Here is a 22,535-nt window from a genome sequence, read left to right as displayed (position 1 = left end):
ATTAACGAACCATAAAGGTAGCAGAAACTTAATTCCTGCTACCTTTATGGTATGGGGTATGTCCTGTTTTTACTGTGGTAGCAATGTATTTATTCATGAAGTAGCGTATCGTTAAACATTTTTTGTTGCCGGATGTTAAGGTAATAAGATTCTATTAATCAATACCATACTTATGGAAGATTCGATCAAAGGGTTACTCGATTTGTTGCAGGAATTATATGTAAGAACGCACAATGAGCAAAGCTGGGTTATTGATGCGACCCCGGGACATGGTTTTACCGCCGCAATAGAAACCATCAGTGCCGAACAGGCTTCCACACGAATTGTAAAAGGAGGGAGTACCATTGCTTCTCATACCGAACACCTGAGATGGAGCCTCTGTTTTGCGCTTGAATTCTATAAAGGAAACACACCTCCCGATGACTGGGGAACAAGCTGGAAGATTTCTGAAGTGAATGAATCGCAATGGATTGAGTTGCAGCAAGACCTTTTAGAGGCTTATCTTCTCGTTCGGGAGGCTATTGCTGAAGTTAAAGACTGGTCAAATCCTGATTTGTGGAAAGGAACACTGGCATTACTTCCCCATGCGGCCTATCACCTCGGAGCGGTTAAGCAGATCATGTTGGTGGTAAAGGAAAACACTTAAACCTAAAGAAAATGGCAAAGCAAAGCGCAGGTATTTTGTTGTATAGAAAGACGGTAAAAGGGCTGGAATTCTTTCTTGTACATCCCGGTGGCCCATTTTTTCGCAATAAAGACCTGGGCTGGTGGACCGTGCCAAAGGGAGAGCTTTTACCGGACGAATTGCCTCTGGAAGCTGCCATAAGGGAGTTTGAGGAAGAAACCGGATACCGGCCGGAAGGCAGGTTCATAGAACTTCAGCCCATTGTACAGAAGGGAGGAAAGCAGGTCTGCTGCTGGGCTGTTGCCGGAGACCTGGACCATAAGAGAATCCGCTGTAATACCTTTGACCTGGAGTGGCCACCAAAATCCGGCAAAATAGTCGCTTTTGAAGAAGTCGATAAAGCAGGCTGGTTCTGCCTGGAAGAGTCAGAAAAATACCTGAACGAACAGCAATTTCCTTTTTTGCTGGAATTGAATACCCTGTTAAATACCTGTAAACTCTCCTGATTTATACGCGTAATTATTCCGGAATGTCTGTCTCAGCCATTAATTCCCGTAAAATTAAACACCTAATGTTGCTAATGTATCTGTATCGGGCTGACCAGAAGGCTCCAGTCCCTCAGAAAGCTGAAAATTATAGATAGCCAGCATAACGTCTTCATCATAGCGATCAGTAGAAGGCTCCAGATAATTTAGCGTCACTAATTTACGGATCAGTTTCGAAGTGTCCAGGGCTGCTGGTGGTGCTAAAAAAGCCTTTTCATCAGCACTGAATTTTTCAAAAGTAGTCAGCTTGTTGTCAGTGGAAGGGCTTAACTGATAATCGATTTCCGGAATCAAAAGTCCCGTGTCCCAGCCTCTTTCATTATTGTTCCCTACCACATATTCACAAACACCATATTTCGATCCCCTTGCTTCAACTGTTCCTCCGGTTCCACTGCAAAATGCAATGTGACCAATGATCTTTTTATTGGCAATAGTCTTTGGTCTTCGGAGCAATATTGCACCTGGGGTTGACTTCGCTTTTTCGATAGAAATGGCAGTAACGATTTTCCTTTCCACGTCATTTTGCCAATAGCCCGTATAAGACTCACCTTCAGCTGCGTTGTAACCATATAATTTGTTGGTTAGCTTATTGACCACATAAGTGATGAATTCTGCGCAATCCCAAGGCCCCGCCAGTTGGCATTGTTCATTGGTACTCTGGCTCCGAAAACATAAGTCTCTCCTAAATGAATTCGTGCAGCAGCTAAAAGGTCCTTTCCGGTAGCCATAGCGATGGATTTTGAGGGTTAATTTTATGAATATACTAATATAAATAATTTCGGTTTATTCTCCTAAACCTAGCTGATTTCGATCAATAACGCTTTGTTATAGCCATTATATTTCTCATTAATATATCCGTGCGGATTGCAGATCACTTCTGTCTGACCGATGGTATACCTTGCAGGTGTATGGATATGGCCATGAATCCAGTACAATGGATTATATTTCCTGATCAATCCTTCCAGATCGGAAGCATAGGCGGCCGTTACGGGATCATTCCGGTATAATTCAGGTACAGATTGCAGGCTTGGTGCATGGTGGCTGATCACAACGTTTTTATAGCCCCTCGATTCTTCCAGGCTTTCCTCCAGCCAGGCCCTGGAAATCTGATGGATTTTAAAAGTATCTATGCTTCTCAGTTTAGAATAGGAGGGGTCCCGGCGGATGACTTTATAGTCGTTCATCTGAGCCTGACAGATAATTCCGTATTCCACCGGACTCCCGAACAAAGAAAAATCCGTCCAGAAAGTGGCACCATGAAACCTGATTCCTTCAAACTCCAGTCTGTTGTTTTCAAGAACCGTTACATTGGAGTTCCGGGATGCTTCGATAATCTGATGAAGTGTCCTTGGATAACTCCCCTTATAATATTCGTGATTTCCAAGAATATAGAGTACAGGCTTATTCGGAATGTATTTTTTAACCCATTCAATTCCTTTTATCCCTAGATTGGTATCTCCGGCTAAAATGACCAGATCGGCATTTTCAAAGTTTAATTCTGAAATCCCAAACTCCTGATGTAGGTCACTTATAATCTGTATCTTCATTGTGGTAGCCGTATTACCGTTAAAGATAGATTTTTTATCGAAAGAATGTAGAGCGATGGTCAGTAAAGCGTTCAAAAGAAGAGGCCGCGAATTGAGCTAGAAGCCCCTTCTTAGATTTAAATTAAGTGATTTAACTATACCGGGCCTGGAAAACCTACTCCAGGTTCCGGCGTCCATCCTGGATATGGATCATCACAGCTAGGATCGGCAAGCCCGTTCGCTACGCAATACGTTCTCCAGTTTGTTCCCCAACGACAGGTATATTCATGCGTTCCTTCCGGACAACCAGTTGGACCATTCGGGTTTTCTTTACCCCCTAAAATTTTCTTTGCTTCCGCTCTCGTCAGCAGATTTTTCTGATTTTCTTTGAATTTTTCCATGAATTGCTTGATTAGTATATAGATACAATATAAAATAAAAAAAATAGAAAATGTAATTTATCAGGCACCTTCACCTCAGGTGATTTTTATTTTAGCAAAAAACTCTTGTTTCTCTCCGTTTAGCGCATAAAATTGATTATTTTGCAGTATACACCTACTTGTTTAAAGCATGCTCTTATTAACAGAAATCGAAAAAGTGATCCCTATTTCTGAAGAAATGGAAGTGGCGATCCGGGAGAAATTTGTAAAACGAAAGGTTTTCAGAACAGAAAGTCTGCATGAAACCGGAAAAATCGCCCGGGAATTATTCTTTATAGAGAAAGGGCTGGTCAGAATCTTTTACCACAATTCTTCAGGTAAAGACATTACCTATGGCTATTATACGGAAGGAGATTTTGTCACCATCCCGGAAAGCTTTTTCACGCAATCCGCCTCCAAATATAACATGGAAATACTGGAAGACGGACTATTGAATGCCATCTCCTATGCCGCGCTGAATCAGTTGCTTATCGACTTTCCGGAGATGCAGCGCCTGGAAAATAAAACCCTGCAAAGCTTCCTGTTAAAGGCTGGCGAGCGGATCGTGGCGCTTCAGTTTCTCAGCGCGGAAGAAAGATATGACACCCTGATGGAGACACAGCCGAGCATCATCGGAAGGGCTCCTCTGGGAACAATTGCCTCTTATCTTGGCATCACGCAGGAAACGCTGAGTAGAATCAGAAACAGAAAAAAGACCGCTTTTGATCCAGATCAAAAGAAAATTGCTTAATTAACCAGACCTTTGCCCCTTCATAAAATCCTTGTGTAATGAAAGCTTTTTTAAAACACATTTTTGTACTCTTTATCGGATCTTCTCCTTTAATTCTGCATGCACAGCAATCTGGTCCTCCGGGATTAACTGAGCTGATTGACAGTGCCCTGAATAAGGACCATATGCTTGCCAATAAGCGGTTGGATATAGAGTTTTCTAAAATCGACCGTAAGAAATTATCAGAAGTATACCTGCCCAATGCAGAAGTGTCTGGTAAATATGCATTTCTCGCCAATGGCGTTAACCTGGGATTACCGGGGACCTCTTTATTCGACCTGATCAGCATTCCGGAAATCAATTCCGGCTTTACTTCCAGCGCAAACCTTTTTAAAGCCGACCTTAGCCTGAGCAGTGTACTGTATGCCGGTGGGAAAGTATCGGCACTTAAAAGCGCAGTAGATGCGAAAACGAAGGCACAGACCGCTTTACTGGAGAAGGACCGCCAGCAGATCATTACAGAGATCAGCAAAGCTTACGATCAGCTGGCCCTGCTCAGACAGGTGAAGCTTCTGCTCGATAAAAGCAGGGAACGTTACGATGTCAATAAGAAAACAGCTGATAAAGCTTTAAATTATGGCTTGATTACCAAATACGAACATCAGAAAGTGGAGGTGGCACAGGCTACACTTGCTTCTAAAATACAAGAGTACGAAGGAAAAAGAAACCTTTTATTACATCAACTGGAAATGCTTACAGGAATTAGCCTGGAAAGATTAGGGGAGATAGAAAACGATCTTTCTCCTATTCAGAACCTAAGTTCTCAAAATACCATAGAAAACAGACCTGAATTTTCAGCCCTTTCTGCTGCCATAGAAGCACAGGGTTTTAAACTGAAAGCGGCACAAACCTGGTGGAAACCGAAGGTGCAGGCTGCGGCATCATTGGGCTATCTGAACCTGTTCGATGTGGACATGAAAGGAAAGCATGACCTTCCTGTAATCGGGAGGTTTAGCAGCCATACGAACAAGATAGAGGTGGCACCAAACTTTACCGTTGGTGTTGGCTTTAAATGGGATATTTTTGATGGAAATAAGGGTAAAAGAGAAGTTCAGCAAGCGAGAATTGAGGTGAAGAAAGCCGAAAACGAAAAAGCCGAAGCGGAGGAAAAACTGAAACTAAACCTGATCAAGACACAAACGGATTACAACAATTCCAATTCGGAATTGCTGCTCAAACAGAAACAAATGAAAATGGCGGAAAATGCGCTGACACAAGCCGGTAAGGAATTTAAAACCGGATTGATAAAAGCAGCGGATCTGATCGGTGCAGAAAGCGATTATCAGGGTGCTGCACTGGATTATCTTCAGGCGGTCTTTAACCAGCGCCGCAATGCCATCGAATTATTAAAAGCTACTGGTAGCCTAAACCGCAATACCATTCAATAAATGAAACATATGATGAACACTTCATTCAAAAGCGTATTATTTGTACTCATCCTGGCAGCATCTGCCTGCTCGAAGCCCGAAAAAAGTACAGAAGGTAAGATTAAACGCGAAACTCTGGCCTTCGCGCCAAAGGTAACCGGGCGTGTTTTAAAGATTTATGTGAAAGAAGGCGATTTTGTAAAAGAAGGCGATACTTTGGCCATGCTGGATGTGCCGGAGGTAAACGCCAAACTATCCCAGGCAAAAGGAGCCGTAAAGGCGGCCGGAGCACAACGCGATATGGCAAAGAACGGGGCAACGGCAAATCAGCTGAAACAACTCCGGGCCAAGAAATCCGGAATCACAGAGCAGTTTAAATTTGCAGAGAAATCTTTCAGCAGGGCGAAAGCAATGTTTGCCGATAGCATGATGACCCCACAGGCTTTTGACGAAGCTACGGCTAAATACAATGGGGCCAAAGCACAGCTGACGGCCGTAAATGCAGAATACAATGAAGCCGAAAAAGGAGTCCGCCCGGAAACGCAAACCGCTACTCAGGGCCAGGCAGAACAGGCATTGGGCGTATTACAGGAGGTGCAGGTTGCCTTGTCCGAAAGGTACATCATTGCCACCAACGATATGCAGGTAGAAACGATCAGCCTTCGGGTAGGGGAGCTGGCTACTGCAGGTTATCCTTTGTTTAATGGTTACCTGCCTGCAACTACTTATTTCAGGTTCACGATTCCTGAAAGTAAAATCGCTGCCTATAAGAAAGGCGAAGCAATCGAAGTGACCGTGATCTACAACAAGGAAAAGTTAAAGGGAAAAATACAGACCGTTAAACAGCTGACACGTTATGCAGACATCACTGCTGCTTACCCGAACTATGATGTGGAAGAAGGGGTGTATGAAGTGAAAATCATCCCTGATGATCAACAGGCTGCAGAGAAATTACTGGTCAACGCTACTGTTGTTTTGTAAGACCCCTGCCAATGAAAGCATGTTTGTAGTCGCTTCATAACCATTAAAAATAATGATATACCAATGAAGCCGTCATGACCTTACAGATCACGTAACGAAATAAACCTCGCTTGCGAACTCATGAATAGAATAAAAGCAATAGATCTTCATGTATAATAACGAGATCATGATCGCTTCATAACCTTATAAAAACGATATAAACAGATGAAAAACTTCTTCGCATTGATAAAAAGGGAATTTGGGTTGTTCTTTGCCGATAGCACATTACGATCTGTATTTCTGCTGGCACCCATCATCTATGCCTTGCTTTTCGGTTTCGTTTATCAAAAAGGAAAAGTAGAGCACCTGCCTATTATCGTGGTAGATCTGGACAATACCCCTTTAAGCAACCAGCTGATCGATATGCTTGGTGAGAATGAAAAGCTTCAGGTGGTCCGTGTTAAAAATACCAATAACGGGACAACTGAGACGATGCGGCAAATGAAAGCCGTGGTCACTGTGGTCATTCCGGAAAGGTTTGAGGCATCGGTCCTGCAAAAACGCTATCCTGAAATCAATACCTATATCAATACCACCAACCTGCTGACAGCAAATATGGCTTCCCAGGGTGTGCAAACTACCCTTGGAACATTCAGCGCCGGAATTAACATGCAGGGCTTAAAGAAAAAAGGAATGGGCGCAGAACAGGCAGCCACACAATACGAGCCTTTCAAAGTGAATTATATCCGTTTGTATAATGAAACAGGAAATTACTTTACTTACATGTGGCCGGGCGTGCTGGCAGTGGTTCTGCAACAGGTATTGCTGCTGGGCCTTGCAGTGAGCTTTGCCAGGGAGTATGAAAATAAAACCCTCGAAAAAGAATTCTTGGGACGTACAGGAAATGCTTTTTCTGCGATTCTAATTAAGGTCATCCCATTCTGGATCCTCAGCATCTTTATACTGGGCATCTATTATATTTTTCACCACATCTTCAGGGCACCGATTCCAAGTCCTTTAATGAATTATGCGGTGACGACAGGTTTGTTCATTGCAGCAACTACCTTCCTGGGGGTGTTTATCAGTGCGCTGCTCCCGAGCGCTTTAAAGGCGACTCAGGTGCTGATGCTCCTGGCTACACCCGCGTTTATTATCGGAGGGTATTCCTGGCCACTGGAGGCGATGCCGGTTGGTGTACAATGGTTGTCTTCAATATTGCCGCTCACGCCATTTCTCAACGCCCACAAAGTGATGCTCTTTCAGCAGGGATCGCTTGCAGATGTATGGCCTTCTATCCAGCATTTAGGGGTTCTGATATTGGTGTACGGCGTATTGGCTTTGATCACCGTCCGGATTAAAATTCATCAGATGAAGAAACGTCCGGGAAGAGATGAAGCTCAGGCTGCTGAATAAATAATTGATCAAAATACAGTTTGTTAAAACTATTTTTCTGTTGACCGGGTTCTTTAAGGACAAATACACGTTTTTATGCAGCCGGAACAGCCTACAGATTTGAATACCCTATGGAACCTTGTCAAGGATTACGTCTACATCCGCCTGCAATACTTTCGACTGATCGCCGTAGAAAAAGTATCGAAAATGATGGCGGATGTGATCAGCAGCCTCGGCCTGATCGTTTGTATACTAATGGCGTTTTTAGGCGCTTGTTTTACCCTGGCATGCTATCTTTCTGAACTGCTGCAAAGTTTTACCTGGGGGTTCGGCCTGGTGTCCTTACTGCTGACCTTTATCGCGCTCCTGACCTTATGGACAAAGGATAAATTTGAAAAAAAGATGGTAAATCTTTTCATCAGCAGATTTTTTGACAAACATTGTGATGAGGAGGATCCGGATGAAGACTGCTAAGAAAATCACTTTGAAGGGCGTATGGGAGATCCTGAAAAGATCTGTCAGCGGAGTTATTGACCATAAGGTTTTCAAGCTGAGCGGCTCACTGGCCTATTATACTGTGTTCTCCATGGCGCCTCTGCTGGTGGTCATCATTTCTCTTTGCGGGATCTTTCTGGGCCAGGAAGCAGCACAGGGTGAGGTTTATGCCCAGCTGAATGAATTCCTTGGCAAGGATACGGCATTACAATTACAGGACCTGGTAAAAAAAGCAGCCATCGGCGATAAAGGGAACGTTGCTTTCATCATTGGGATCATCGTCTTGCTGATCGGTGCGACCACCGTTTTTGGCGACATTCAGGATTCCATAAATATGATCTGGGGACTGAAGCCAAAGCCTAAGAACGATTGGCTGAAAATCCTTCAAAACCGTGTGCTTTCTTTCTCGGTGATCATTAGCCTGGGCTTCATACTGCTGGTGTCCCTGGCGGTAACGGCGGTGTTGGATACATTTAATGTCCGTCTTCAGGCCAGCTTTGCAGAGGTTTCTGTGGTTATTTTTTATATCCTGAACCAGATGCTGACCCTCATTGTGGTATCGCTGATCTTCGCGGTGATTTTTAAAGTCCTTCCCGATGCCATCATCAAATGGAAAGATGTAATGCTGGGATCTGTAGTTACCGCACTGCTCTTTATGCTTGGCAAATTCGCAATTTCCTTTTACATCGGACAAAGCAATGTCGGCAGCACTTATGGTGCTGCAGGCTCATTGGTGGTCTTGCTCCTGTGGACCTATTATTCTTCCATTATCCTGTACTTCGGTGCTGAGTTTACGAAAGCTTATGCTGTTGTTTATGGCTCAGAGATTTACCCTTCCCGCTATGCAGTCACCACAAAAGAAGTGGAGATAGAAACAGGCAAAGCCTCAATTCAGGAGAATGACAAAGAGATTTAGGAAAACAATAAGTCGTCAATTTGCGGGCCCGGATACTGACTGTTCGACTGCTTAGACCTGTCTTTTGCCACAACTAGCAGCTGCGGTTCTTTCAGATACAGATTGCATTCTGTCTACACCATAGCTGCGATAGCCAACAACGCTACCTGTCTTACCAGTAAAACCACCTGATATTCCATTCTTTATTGTGGCCATAATATTTTGTTTATATTTAATTAAATAGCAATACACGAATATGTTTCGTTATTGTTTGTGGATGAATTGCCTTTTAGAAAAATTGCGCACGGTTTTTGCCTGCTATTCAGACGCTGCTGACCGGGTCGGCGCCGAGTGGGCAGCCTGGTAGAAGCGGGGAGGATCCGGGCAGGCCGGAAAGAAAGTCCTTCGAAGGGTAAGGCGCTGGAAAACAACTTCAAGCGTGCATCTGTAACAAGAACCAACAGCAGCTGAAATAGATCAGATAACTTCAAATCAGAAGGTCCGGAAAAATCATATATTCAGTCACCGGGGAAATGGCATCCCTGCCAACCTTAGTGTTTATATGTTTAAATCATTTTAGCTTATTTATTTAAGGTCAGATTAAAATATGTTCCTGATGTTTATCTCTTGCAGGAATTTTTGCGGTTTTTAAATTAATTGTAAGTAATGTAATATTTCTGTTGCTTCTTTTGTGATAATTATTATCTTTGTTAATAGTAACGTAAACTCAAATGTACCTAATGGTAACCTTTTCGTAACGAATAGTTTACTTGTACAGGATAATTTTATGGTGTAAATGGTGACATGGTATTGTCCCCTGTTTTATTGAAGATAATGCCGCTTTTACGTTTTAGTTAATCAATAGCATAATAAGAAAAATAAAAAAAAATAGAAATATATAGAACCACCACATTTCATTTCTTAAATCAGAAATCTAAGTATCTCTCAAACTAACATTCATCCCATGTTAAAAACGCAAAGATTAGCCTCGCAGACTGGCGACAAGCTACCCACTGAACCTATGATTGGAAAGCACAAAAGCTTCACCAATTCAACAGATGCCCTAAATCATCCTCTGTTGATTCTTTCTTCCTGTTGTATTCCTCTACCTCAGCATCTTATCTGTAGAATTTTGGCACTTAAATCCAGCTCAACAGCTGACCTTAGCGCATAAGCTAAATTTAAGCGGGCCATTTTTACTGAATACATTCTATTTCTGTAGAATGGGAATGTGATTAACTCAAAAAAAGTTAAACAACGCTATTCCTATGCGCTAAAATTATAGTCTGTTTTCAAAATAGATGCTCAAACTCTGAACAGTAACGGCTGGTAATTCCAGCCGAATGGGACTGTTACATCAAAAATTTTTTAGGTCAATAGTAAAACTCATGCACAATTATGTCAATTAGTAAGTCCCCTTTGCACCCTGCACAAAAAGATGTTTATCTGGATCAGCTGATCAATGTTGGTAATCCTTATTATAATATCGGTGGGTATACCCGAATCATAGGACCATTAGAAAAAGAAATATTTATTGCCGCAGTCAAGTCGGTACCTGAAGTCTTCGATGCTTACCGGATGAGGTTTGACACCGAAGAGGATACCCCTCGTGTTCAGTTCGACGACAACTACAGGACATTAGAGGTGATAGAACTCGATTATAGCCAGCAGGAAGCCGCCGAAGAAGTATTGCAGGTCTGGATGAAAGATCAATTCAACAAAGCTTTTGAACTTAAAAAAGACGATGTCCTTTTTGAACATTACCTGATTAAATTAAAGGAAGACGAACATTATTACTTTTTCAAATACCATCACCTGATCTCAGATGGTTTTGGCTTGTCTTCACAGAACCGTTACGTGGCCAGTAAATACAATACCATGGTCAGCAAAAATGAGACAGATTTTCAGTTTGTTTCTTATCAGGATGAAGCAAAGAGAGCAGATGCCTATTATCATTCTGAAGAATATAAAGAAGAAGGGAAATACTGGAAAGATAAAATAGAGACCAAACCTGAACAGTTGTTGCAGCGCAGGTTTTTGGACAATATACAGGAACAACGAAAGTCAGGAACAGTGATTGTCGATCTGGTTCCGGACGACATCCGTTTACTGGAAGAACTGCAGAAAGAAACCAAATCCAGTCTCCAGCAATTGACCATTGCCGCCCTGATGATTTATTTTGGCAAAACAACCGATCGTCAGGATTTTATATTTGGTACCCCTTTACATAAAAGAAGAAATAAAAAAGTAAGGGATATCGTGGGCATGTTTACAGGCATCATGCCTTTTAAAGGGACTTATCAGCCGGAGCTTCCGGTCGACGAGCTGATCAGACACATCACGACCACACAGCGGGAAGATTACCGCTACCTCAATTATCAGATCGGAGACCTGAGCCGTTATTTTAAAATCAATGCCACAGAAGAGTTTCTACTGGAAGTAGTCATTAATTATGCAATCATAGATTTTAACCTGGATTTCGGAGCAGGAATGAAGGCCAGCTTTCATGAAATCCCAACGGCTCATGGCCGTTATCCAATGGAAATCTGGTGGAAAGACCTGGGTAAAGACCAGCCTTTACGATTGAGCATTGATTACCAGCTGCAGTTTTTCTCAGAAGAGGAAATGAAATTGCTGGCGGAACGTCTGCTGTTTATCCTTAGGCAGTTCAAAGAAAAGATGACCACGCCTTCAGGAACGATCGACATTATCCCGCCTGCAGAACTGGAGCTGATGCAACAGTTTAATGAAGTGACGGTCGCCTATCCGGAACATCAGAACCTGGTAGAAATCATTCAGAACCAGGCCCTCGCCAATCCAAATGCCATCGCTGTTAAATTTGAAGATCAAACGTATACCTATGAGGAACTCAATGTAAAGGCAAACCGCCTGGCGCATTACCTGCAGGCAGCAGGAGTGGGGAAGGATACGCTGGTTCCGGTATGTTTTGACCGCTCCCTGGAAATGCTGCTCAGCATTCTTGGCATCATGAAAGCGGGTGGGGCTTATGTGCCTATTGATCCCCAATATCCGGAAGACCGTATCAGCTATATGCTGGAAGATACCGGCGCAGCCATCATGCTGACCACAGCAGCACTTTCCGCAAAGTTTAAGAATAACCCTGCAGTTCGACTGGTTTTACTGGACGATGAAGCAGCGCAGATTGCTTTACAACGGGATTCAAGCCCCGAAAATATCCCGGGCCCGGGAGATCTGGCTTATGTGATCTATACCTCAGGTTCCACAGGCAGGCCCAAAGGGGTGATGGTAGAACACGGAGGGATGCTCAACCACTTATACGCGAAAGTGAATGACCTTCAGTTATCTTCTTCTTCGGTTGTCGCATTTACGGCATCCTATACTTTCGACATCTCGGTATGGCAGTTGTTTTCTGCCTTATTGTGTGGCGGAACAACGATCATTTATCCTGCGGCACTGATCCTGGAGCCGGCCACACTGATCGCCGCAATTGATCAGGACAAAGTCAGCATCTGGGAAGTAGTCCCTTCGTACCTGGCGGCAGTATTACAGGAACAGTTTGTGGCTTCATTAACGGCCCTGGAATATTTACTGGTTACGGGAGAAGCGGCAAGTCAGCCGGTATTGAAACAATGGTTTAGCCATCCTTTTTATGGCAGGATCCCGGTGGTCAATGCTTACGGTCCTACAGAAGCTTCAGACGACATCTGTCACCACATCATGTACGGAACTCCGGAACGCATCAATGTGCCATTGGGTTCCCCGGTTCAGAATACACAGTTATATGTGCTGAATCAGGATCTGGAAGTTTGTCCGATAGGAGTAGCGGGGGAAATTACGGTTTCCGGAATCTGTGTTTCCAGAGGATACCTGAACCTTCCGGAGCTGACTGCCGAAAAATTCATTCCGCATCCTTTTGATCAGGACAGCGCTTACCGGATGTACCGGACAGGAGATCTTGGCCGCTGGCTTCCGGATGGTACCATAGAATACCTTGGAAGGATCGATGATCAGGTGAAAATCCGTGGTTTCCGTATTGAATTGGGTGAGATCGAAGCGGAACTGCAAAAGTGTGAAGGAATTATTCAGTCGGTGGTTGCCCTGAAAACCGATGAAAACGGTCATAAAAGACTGGTGGCTTACCTGGTTAGCGAAGCTGATTTTGAGAAAGAAACGATCATCGCAAAGCTGAAAGAAAAACTGCCTGAATACATGATTCCTGCTTTCTTCATGGCGATTGAGGAAGTCCCGCTTACGGCAAACGGAAAGGTCAATAAAAAGGCTTTACCGGAGCCTGATGCTGCGGCTTTAATGAGCACTTCATATGTTGGCCCAAGGAATGAAAGGGAACAGCAGCTGGCGGCAATCTGGCAGGAATTGCTGGGTGTATTCCGCGTGGGCATCTACGATAATTTCTTCGAACTGGGAGGAGATTCGATCACGACAATACAGGTGGCCAGCAGGGCGAGAAGGGTAGGTATCAATGTACAGCCCAAAGACTTGTTTGCCCATTATACGATCGCCGCATTGGCGGAATTTTTAGCTTCTCAGGTGCTTTCCAAAACACAGGCCGCCCAGGAATTCCTGAGCGTAGAGAGTGGATTGCTGCCTGTTCAGCAACACTTTTTTGAGGCAGAAACCAAATATACTGCGCATTATAACCAACATATTTTATTAGAAATCGACAAGGAAATCTCTGCGGAAAGGTTGGATCAGGCGGTTAAAGCATTGGTTCATTATCATGATGCACTGCGCTTTTCTTATACTTATAAAGAAGGACTTCTTGTACAGCAATATGGGGATCATGTGCCTGAGCTGGAAGAAATTCCTTTTACAGGAGTCCCTGAAGATATGGAAACCCTGATCTCGATCCAGCAGAAAAGACTGGACCTGGAAAAAGGGATCTTAATTCATGCGGTAAGGATCAAAGGGCCTGACAACACAAGCCATCACCAGCTTTTACTGGTGGTCCATCACCTGGCGATAGATGGGGTTTCCTGGAGAATCCTGATCGACGATTTATTGCTGTTGCTGCAGCCGGAAGCAGCCGGAAAAAACCTCTCGGAAATCGCGGGAGAAAAGACAACGGCCTATTACCAATGGCAGGAAGCTTTAAGGGCCTATGGCCGGAAACCAGGCTTGCTGGCGCAGCTGCCTTACTGGGAAAATGCGATACAACATTATGTTCCGGTAAAGACAGATAAAAAAACAGTGCAGCAGGCGAGTACTGCAGATACGGGAACAATTACCCTGAAACTCAATGAAAACCTAACCGAAAGCTTATTGCAGGATACAGCCCGGGCTTACCGCACAGACATCAATGATGTCCTGCTGACCGCGCTTGCGCTTACTTTATCTGAATGGAACGGCACATCCGGCGTATCCATAGGCCTGGAAGGACATGGACGCGAAGCGATCAGCGGGGATGTGGATACGAGCAGAACGGTAGGCTGGTTTACCAGCCTGTACCCGGTACTGCTGGAGGTCAAAGGCAATGATCCAGGGGGCATTTTGAAAAACATTAAAGAACAGCTCAGACAGGTTCCGGAAAAAGGACTTGGCTTTGGCGTATTGAAATACCTGAATAAAGAAGCTTCCCTGCAAACTGAAGATCCATGGGACATGGTCTTCAATTATATGGGGAAAATGGAAGAAACAACACAGGAGGAAGCCTGCAGGCCCTTATGGGAAAGCTTCGGGCTTTCTGTTGCCCGGGAATATCCGCTAAGGGACAAAATTGCCTTAAACTGTTTGATCAGAAAAGGGGTCCTGGAGTTTCAATGGGATTTCAGCAAGCTTCATTTCCATAAAAAAAGAATCAAAGAACTGGCAACAAGCTTCCTGGAAAAACTGGAAGAAATCATCATCCACTGCAAGTCCCGCACCAGCCTTTCCCTGAGCCCTTCAGATTATGAATTGGACGGATTGATCAGCGTTGCTGAACTGGATGATTTTCTGGAACAGGACCATAAAGGCAAGCCGCGCAAAGAACAGATCGAAGGCCTGGCAAGATTGAGCGGCCTGCAGGAAGGAATGTTGTTTCATGGCCTCTATGACGATCAGGCAGGAACTTATATCCAGCAGTTCTATTGCGGATTGCAGGACCTGGACGAAAAGGTATTTCTGGAAAGCTGGCAGCACCTGATCGCTCAGCATAGTATTTTAAGAAGCGCATTTTATCATGAAGCATTTGCAATTCCGGTACAATGTGTTTACCGGAAAGCAGAACTGCCTTTTGTCACACTGGATTTTAGACAGCTGGACAGCATCGCTCAGCAAACCGCCATCGCGGAATATGAAAAAGAAGACCGCTTAAAAGGCTTTGATTTTAAGGAAAGTCCCCTGATGCGCATGTGCCTGATCCGTCTGGATGAAAACCGTTACCAGATGATCTGGACCTATCACCATATCCTGCTGGACGGCTGGTCGCTCCCGGTATTGCTGGAAGAACTGCTGCGTACTTACGAATCAAAGGTCACGGGAACAGCGCTTACGGTATTATCGAATACCAGATATGACGATTATATCCGATACATCTATCGCCAGGATAAAGCCGCTGCAGCGCAATACTGGAGCAAGTACCTGGAAAATGTAACGGAAGGAAGCCTGTTGGGATTCATCAACAGTACCGCCGACCGCAATAAAGGTTTCGGGGTTTATAAAAGAGAACAATTCAAACTGGATAAAGCAGCCACATCATCGGTTCAGCAATTTGCCCAAAGGCACCAGCTCACCCTGAATACCATGATGCAGGGCGTTTGGGCCTACCTGTTGTCGCGTTATACCCGCAAAGCGGAGGTGACTTATGGCATCATTGTGTCCGGCCGGCCGGAAGAACTTCCGGGAATAGAAAGAGGAGTGGGGATGTACATCAATACCCTTCCCCTGCATACCGTAGTGGACGAAAGTCAGCCGCTTACCCGCTGGCTGCAGATCCTGCAAAGTGGTCAGCTGGAAAGCCGCGAACACCAGTTTACCACATTGAATGAAATCCAGCGCCTTTCCGGAATCTCAGGTGATATTTTCGACAGCTTACTGGTCTTTGAAAATTATCCGGTGAGTAAAGTGCTGCAGGAGCATCCCTGGAAATTACAACTGGAAAATATCGGGTTACACGAACATACAAACTACCCTTTCAACATCACGATCATTGCCGCAGAGACGATTCAGGTAGATTTTAATTACAATTCAAGCCTCATCGATCCGGTTTACGCTGCAGGGATCGCGCAGCATTTTCAACAGGTCTTGCAACAGTTTATCCAGCTGGCAGAAGGCCCGCTTTCGGCAGTGGAAATGCTGGCTGAGCCGGAAAAACAAGTATTGCTGGAACGCTTTAACGATACCTTTGGCGATTATCCGGAACTGAGCATTGCGGATGCGTTCCGGGAGCAGGTCTCGCAGAATCCGGAGGCGCAGGCGATCTTATTTGAATCGCAATCACTGACCTACGCGGAGCTGGACGAACGTTCTGACCGCCTGGCCACTTACCTGATCAAAAAAGGCCTGCAGCCGGGAACCCTGGTTCCGGTTTGTATGAAGCGCAGCCTGGACATGATGACGGGGATTCTGGCAATCCTGAAAGCAGGTGCAGCTTATGTGCCTGTGGACCCTCAATATCCGGAAGACCGGATTGCCTTTATGCTGGAAGATACCGCCGGAACACTGGCCCTTACCGGAAGTGTTCATGAGCAATTGCTGAACCGCATCAGTCCTGAACTGGAACTGATTGCCTTAGACCGCCTGGAACTTCCGGAAGAAACGGGCCCGTTTCCATCGGTGAAACCGGAGGACCTGGCTTATGTCATTTATACTTCCGGTTCTACAGGCCGGCCAAAAGGTGTACTGGTGAGCCAGGCCAATGTGATCAGCCTGGTCAAAGAAGTGAGCTATGTATCGCTAAACAGCGATGATGTGCTCTTGTCTACAGGATCCCCTTCATTTGATGCAACGACCTTTGAGTATTGGGGCATGCTCCTGAACGGAGGACAGCTGATCCTTTGCAGTGATGAGGTCTTGCTGGATAGCAGTTTGCTGAAAGCAGAAATCCGCCGCCATAAGGTCACCAAGATGTGGTTTACCGCGAGCTGGTTTAACCAGCTGATCGATACGGATCCGGAAGTATTTGCAGGCCTGTCGGTAGTGCTTGCCGGTGGAGAGAAATTGTCGGCAGAACATGTCAGCAAAATGAGAAAGGCCCATCCGGAAACCACGGTGATCAATGGATATGGCCCTACAGAAAATACCACTTTTTCACTTACTTTTTCAATTGATGACAGCGGGTTGATTCCTATAGGGAAACCACTGGACAACCGTACGGCCTATATTCTGGATGCACAGCTGAGGTTATTGCCTGCCGGTTTGCCTGGCGAAATATACCTTGGCGGAGCAGGTTTGTCTCTCGGTTATTTAAACCGTCCCGACCTCACTGAAGAGCGCTTTATCCAGGCTCCTTTCCTAAATGGGGAGCGCTTGTATAAAACCGGGGATATTGGACGCTGGCTGCCGGATGGAAATATAGAATACCTGGGACGGATCGACGACCAGGTTAAAATCAGGGGGTACCGCATCGAGCTCGGCGAAATCGAAAATGTATTACAGCAAAGTGAATTGCTGAGCCAGGCAGTGGTCCTTGCCAAATCTGAAAATGGAACGGTGAAACGCCTGATCGGTTACGTGGTGCCTGAAGGGGCCTTTGATAAGGAAGGCATCATTGCCTACCTGAAAGCCCGCCTGCCGGAATACATGATTCCTGCCATATGGATTGCACTGGATAAATTACCGCTCACCAAAAATGGTAAAGTGGATAAAAAAGCTTTACCTGAGGCAGATGTTCAACAGCTGGTTGCGGGCCATTATATCGCCCCGCGCAATGTGATAGAGCAGGACCTGGCCAATATCTGGCAGGAATTACTTCGCGTAACATCTGTCGGCATCCATGATAATTTCTTTGAACTTGGTGGCGATTCCATTGTGACGATCCAGGTGGTCAGCCGCTCAAAACGCCTGGGCTATGAATTGCAGCCTCGGGATTTATTCGCCTGTCAGACGATCGCAGTGCTGGCAGAAGTACTGGAGCAGAGAAAAGAAGCAGAGACCTTCGCCGAACAGGGGACATTGCGCGGGAAAACCGGCCTGTTGCCAATTCAGCAATGGTTCTTTGACATCGCAGGAGAAAAAACAAATCATTTTAACCAACATATTTTATTAAACGTTGCCAGACAGGTGACGCGAACGCAACTGGAAAAGGCGGTCGCAGCACTGGTCAGCTACCATGATGCACTCCGCTTTAGCTATCGCCCGGGAAAAGGGGAACAGGAATACGGAACCTATCAGGGATTGCTGGAGATCGAAGACCTGAGCAGCTGGAAACCGGAGGAGCTTCCTGAAGCGATCAATGCGGTTGCGGAAAAATACCAGCGCAGCCTGAACCCTGAACTGGGTATTTTAATCCGGACGGTATGGATGCAGTTGCCGGAAGCAGCGGAACAACACCGCTTGCTGATCATTGTCCATCACCTTGCAGTGGATGGCGTTTCCTGGCGCATCCTGACCGAAGACCTCAAGCTGTTGCTGGAAGATTTTTCCAACAGGTCAGCAGTAGAGATTCTGGGCAAAAAAAGCAGCTCCTTCCGCCAATGGCAGGAAGCTTTACTGAAATATTCCGGTCATCCCCGCCTGAGGGCACAAAGGGCCTATTGGGAAAAGGTATCGGAACAATATGTCCGCCTGAAAACGGATTACGACTTTACCGGCCTGGTGACGTATTCAGGTACGAGCAACCTGAGCGTAAACCTGAATGCCCTGCAAACACGCCGCCTGTTGCAAAATGTCCACAAGGCTTACCATACAGACATCAACGATGTGCTGCTGGCTGCTTTGGCGCTTACCTTATCGGAATGGAATGGGGAGGAAACGGTTACCATCAAAATGGAAGGCCATGGCCGTGAGGACATTGCCGCAGACATTGACCATAGCCGTACAGTGGGCTGGTTTACGAGCCTCTACCCGGTTTCTCTGAGGATTGAAGCCGGACAAGCATCAGGAGATCTGCTGAAAAGCGTGAAAGAACAATTGCATCAGGTTCCGGAAAAAGGAATTGGTTTTGGAATTCTTAAATACATCAACCGGATTCCTGCCTTACAGCAAAGCTGCGGAGATGTGGTGTTCAACTACCTCGGACAGGTAGACAATGTATTGCTCTCGGAAGACCTCCTGAGCCCGGCTAGCGAAGCTGCCGGCGCTCCGGTAGGCAAAAGCTTTAATGTGCCGGATAAACTTTACATCAACAGCAGCATTAAAGGAGCAGAACTGGAAATCGACTGGAGGTTCAGTCATTACCATTTCTCCGCAGAAAGTATTGCCTTCCTGGCTTCGCAATACCTGGTTCATCTGGAAAAACTGATCGACCATTGCGCTGCCGCGGAAACATCGGGTTATACGCCGGCTGATTTTGGCCTGTCGGGATTAATCAGTTACCCGGAACTGGATGCTTTCATGGAAAACTTGCCTTTTGATCCGGAACAGATCGAAAGCATTTATCCGCTCAGCGGACTGCAGGCGGGAATGTTGTTCCATGGATTATTTGATGCCAGTGCAGGAGCTTATGTAGAACAGCTTACTGCGAATGTCGGCACATTAGACCTGGAACTGTTTGCCCAAAGCTGGGATTACCTGCTCCGGAAACATACGGTACTGAGGACCGCTTTTTACTATGATGTGTTTAACATCCCGGTGCAATGCGTGCGGAAAGACCTCAAAGTACCGGTCGGACTGATCGATTACAGCGCAGTAACAGAAAGGGAACAGGAGCAGGCCATACAGGAATATATGGATGCCGACCGCCTGAAGGGTTTTGATTTTGCCGATGCACCATTAATGAGATTGATGCTGTTCCGTCTTGCAGACGAACAGTATCGTTTATTGTGGAGCTTCCATCATATTTTGTTAGATGGATGGTCGATGCCGGTATTGCTGGAAGAACTGCTGACGATTTACGAATCCCTGTTTATCGGACAGCAGATTTCCGGCATTGAGCAGGACCATTATGAAAATTACATCCGTTTTATCGGAGCACTGGACCAGGAAGAAGCCAATGATTACTGGGCAGGATACCTGTCTACATTGACGGAAAGTACGCTTTTGCCTTTCCTGCCGGTAACCGCGGGACATACCAGGGGAATCGGGCAGTTCCGTAACGTAGACCTTCGGATCAGCGGGGATGCCAGAGCGGGCCTTGCGGCCTATGCACAGAAAAACCGGATCACGCTGAACACGCTGATCCAGGGTGTCTGGGCGTATTTGCTGTCGCGCTATACCGGCCGTAAAGACGTGGTATACGGGGTTACGGTTTCCGGCAGACCGGAAAGCATGAAGGGAATAGAACGCGCGGTAGGGATGTACATCAATACCCTGCCTTTACATACGCTGATTGATCCGGAACAGGAGATGGGAGATTGGCTGAGGACGATCCAGGAAGAACAATTGAGGAGCAGGGAATACCAATGTACTGCATTGAATGACATCCAGCGCCAAAGTCCGGTTTCCGGAGAACTGTTCGACAGCATCCTGGTCTTTGAAAACTATCCGGTAGATGAAGCAGTACTGGCCAGACCATGGAAATTACAGCTTTCCTCAGTCAGGGTGAAAGAACAAACGAACTTTCCGCTGAGCATTACCGTTGAAGCAGGACAGGAAATTAACATCCGTTTTGAATACAACAGCAGCTTGCTGAGTCCGGAACAAATCAGCAGGATTTCCGGGCATGTACAAAATGTCCTGTTGCAGGTTAGCACCACAGAAAACATCAGGCTCAATGCCATTGAAATATTAAGTACAGAAGAAAAAAAACAATTGCTTTCGGGCTTAAATGAGGGGGCTTTCAGCTATCCTTCCGGACAAACCCTTACCGATCTTTTTGAAGCACAGGTGGCGGCTTCGGGCAAAGCAGTAGCCTTGATTTTTAAAGGCCGTAAGCTGAGCTATGAAGCGCTGGACCTGCAGGCCAACCAGCTTGCCCGTCAGCTCATCAGCCTTGGCGCGGGAAGGGATGTACTGATCCCGATATTTATCGAAAGGTCTGCGGAAATGCTGATCTCTATCTTAGCGGTACTCAAATCCGGTGCGGCCTATGTGCCTTTACATACGGATTATCCTGCAGAACGCATCGATTATATCCTGAAGGACATCGACGCCACTATGGTGCTGACGAGCCGCAAAAGCTCGGCCTCGCTGAAAGATCAGTCATTGCCGTTGATTTTTGTGGATGAACCTTCCGGCGTTTATCCTTCCACACCTCCTTTGGCAGAGCGTCGTCCTTCAGACCTTGCTTACGTGATTTATACTTCGGGTTCCACCGGCCAGCCTAAAGGTGTCCTGGTGGAACATGGCAGTGTGGTTCACCTGATCAGTTACCAGGCCCAAAAATTCGGGATAGACCGGAAGGAAAGAATTCTGCAATTCTCGAACTACAATTTCGATGCTTCGGTAGAACAGATTTTCCTGGCCTTCTCAACAGGGGCAACACTGGTACTGCCGGATGAAGAGACGCGTCTCGACCCGGAAGCATTGCTGAATTTGCTGAACAAGGAACAAATCACCCACCTGCATGCCACACCGGGATTCCTGGAAACACTGGAAGCAGGCAGCTATGGTGGATTGAAAAGGGTGATTTCCGGCGGAGAATATTGCCGTGCTTCCCTGGCGGAGCAATGGACACCTTATGTTACTTTTTACAATGAATACGGGCCTACCGAAACAACGGTAACGGCCCTGGAATATGAATATCCGCAAAAGTCAGCTTCCCCGGCAGAAGGGGTTCCAATAGGAACAGGACTGGGCAATACCAGGGCTTACCTACTGGACGAACAATTGCGCCCGGCTCCGGCCGGAGTAACGGCAGAACTGTATATCGCAGGGGTCCAGGTGGCCCGTGGTTACCTGAACCGTCCGGACCAGAATGCACTAAGTTTCCTCTCAGATCCTTTTGTAAAGGGAGAACGCATGTACAAAACAGGCGATATCTGCCGCCTGCTGCCGGATGGAAACCTGAGCTATGTTGGCCGTAATGACGATCAGGTGAAAATAAGAGGTTACAGGATCGAACTGGGGGAAATCCAGCATGCATTGGAACAACACCCTCAGGTTGCACAGGGACTGGTGCTGGCAACAGCTGATGAACGCGGCAACAAGCGCCTGGTTGCTTATGTGGTTCCGGAAGGAACAGCACCAGACCGCGAATTGCTGATGAACTTCCTGAAAACCAGGTTGCCGGAATATATGGTTCCTGCATTATGGGTGCATCTTGAGCAATTCCCTTTAAACAGCAATGGAAAGGTGGATAAAAAAGCACTTCCTGATCCGGATCTGGAAAAATCCGCGGACCAGGAGTACCTTGCGCCACGTAATGAAACGGAACAGACACTGGCCCTGATCTGGGAGGACCTGCTGGGCATCAGCCGGGTAGGCATTCACGATAATTTCTTTGAGCTTGGCGGTGATTCCATCATCAGCATCCAGGTGATCAGCAGGGCCAGACGCTCGGGC

Annotated in this window: 13 protein-coding genes (1 of these 13 running past the window's edge); 9 read left to right on the top strand and 4 right to left on the bottom strand. The window is 46.0% G+C overall.

Annotated elements, in window-relative coordinates; genetic code table 11:
- The first annotated feature begins 172 nt into the window (after positions 1-172).
- Complete coding sequence (locus DBR43_RS00840; RefSeq protein ID WP_124577008.1) at positions 173-646, top strand: hypothetical protein; 474 nt, start codon at positions 173-175, stop codon at positions 644-646.
- An 11-nt stretch (positions 647-657) separates the two neighbouring features.
- Positions 658-1,131 carry an NUDIX domain-containing protein gene (locus DBR43_RS00835; protein WP_124577006.1) on the top strand — a complete coding sequence of 158 codons (474 nt, stop codon included), beginning with the start codon at positions 658-660 and terminating at the stop codon, positions 1,129-1,131.
- Positions 1,132-1,185: 54 nt separating this feature from the next.
- On the opposite strand, the gene DBR43_RS00830 is transcribed toward DBR43_RS00835, so the two are convergent.
- The 3 genes from DBR43_RS00830 to DBR43_RS00820 form a co-directional block, all read right to left on the bottom strand.
- The gene (locus DBR43_RS00830; protein ID WP_158622392.1) at positions 1,186-1,767 is read right to left on the bottom strand and encodes a peptidoglycan-binding domain-containing protein; all 582 of its coding nucleotides are present in this window, start codon (positions 1,765-1,767) and stop codon (positions 1,186-1,188) included.
- Positions 1,768-1,967: 200 nt separating this feature from the next.
- Positions 1,968-2,717 (bottom strand): metallophosphoesterase, encoded by a 750-nt coding sequence (locus DBR43_RS00825; protein ID WP_124577001.1) that lies wholly within the window; start codon positions 2,715-2,717, stop codon positions 1,968-1,970.
- Positions 2,718-2,851: 134 nt separating this feature from the next.
- Positions 2,852-3,097, bottom strand: coding sequence for a hypothetical protein (locus DBR43_RS00820; RefSeq protein ID WP_124576999.1), 246 nt, complete (start codon positions 3,095-3,097; stop codon positions 2,852-2,854).
- A gap of 169 nt (positions 3,098-3,266) precedes the next feature.
- On the opposite strand from DBR43_RS00820, the gene DBR43_RS00815 reads away from it, so the two are divergent.
- From DBR43_RS00815 to DBR43_RS00790, 6 genes are all read left to right on the top strand, one after another.
- A complete protein-coding gene (locus DBR43_RS00815) occupies positions 3,267-3,866 on the top strand; it encodes a Crp/Fnr family transcriptional regulator (protein ID WP_124576998.1) in 600 nt (199 codons plus the stop codon).
- 38 nt (positions 3,867-3,904) lie between these two features.
- On the top strand, positions 3,905-5,293 hold the full coding sequence (locus DBR43_RS00810; RefSeq protein ID WP_124576996.1) for a TolC family protein: 1,389 nt from the start codon (positions 3,905-3,907) through the stop codon (positions 5,291-5,293).
- 9 nt (positions 5,294-5,302) lie between these two features.
- Positions 5,303-6,253, top strand: coding sequence for an HlyD family secretion protein (locus DBR43_RS00805; RefSeq protein ID WP_233602792.1), 951 nt, complete (start codon positions 5,303-5,305; stop codon positions 6,251-6,253).
- Positions 6,254-6,457: 204 nt separating this feature from the next.
- A complete protein-coding gene (locus DBR43_RS00800) occupies positions 6,458-7,645 on the top strand; it encodes an ABC transporter permease (RefSeq protein ID WP_124576994.1) in 1,188 nt (395 codons plus the stop codon).
- Between the two features lie 75 nt (positions 7,646-7,720).
- Positions 7,721-8,098: a phage holin family protein gene (locus tag DBR43_RS00795; protein WP_124576992.1), complete on the top strand. Its 378-nt coding sequence runs from the start codon at positions 7,721-7,723 to the stop codon at positions 8,096-8,098.
- A complete protein-coding gene (locus DBR43_RS00790) occupies positions 8,085-9,035 on the top strand; it encodes a YihY/virulence factor BrkB family protein (RefSeq protein ID WP_124576990.1) in 951 nt (316 codons plus the stop codon). The genes DBR43_RS00795 and DBR43_RS00790 overlap by 14 nt, the downstream gene beginning before the upstream one ends.
- Before the next feature lie 51 nt (positions 9,036-9,086).
- Here DBR43_RS00790 and DBR43_RS32880 read toward each other — a convergent pair whose 3' ends face one another.
- Positions 9,087-9,230, bottom strand: a complete 144-nt coding sequence (locus DBR43_RS32880) for a hypothetical protein (protein WP_158622391.1) — start codon at positions 9,228-9,230, stop codon at positions 9,087-9,089.
- A gap of 1,182 nt (positions 9,231-10,412) precedes the next feature.
- On the opposite strand from DBR43_RS32880, the gene DBR43_RS00785 reads away from it, so the two are divergent.
- Positions 10,413-22,535, top strand: partial view of a non-ribosomal peptide synthase/polyketide synthase gene (locus DBR43_RS00785; protein WP_124576988.1) — the 5' portion only. The gene runs 21,705 nt beyond the window's last position; the window shows 12,123 of its 33,828 coding nt (coding positions 1-12,123); its start codon is at positions 10,413-10,415; its stop codon lies beyond the right edge, outside the window.

Source organism: Pedobacter sp. KBW06, from assembly GCF_003852525.1.
In the GTDB taxonomy this organism is placed as follows: domain Bacteria; phylum Bacteroidota; class Bacteroidia; order Sphingobacteriales; family Sphingobacteriaceae; genus Pedobacter.
The sequence above is the reverse complement of the archived record's forward strand: the minus strand, read 5'-3'. Positions and strand labels throughout refer to the sequence as shown.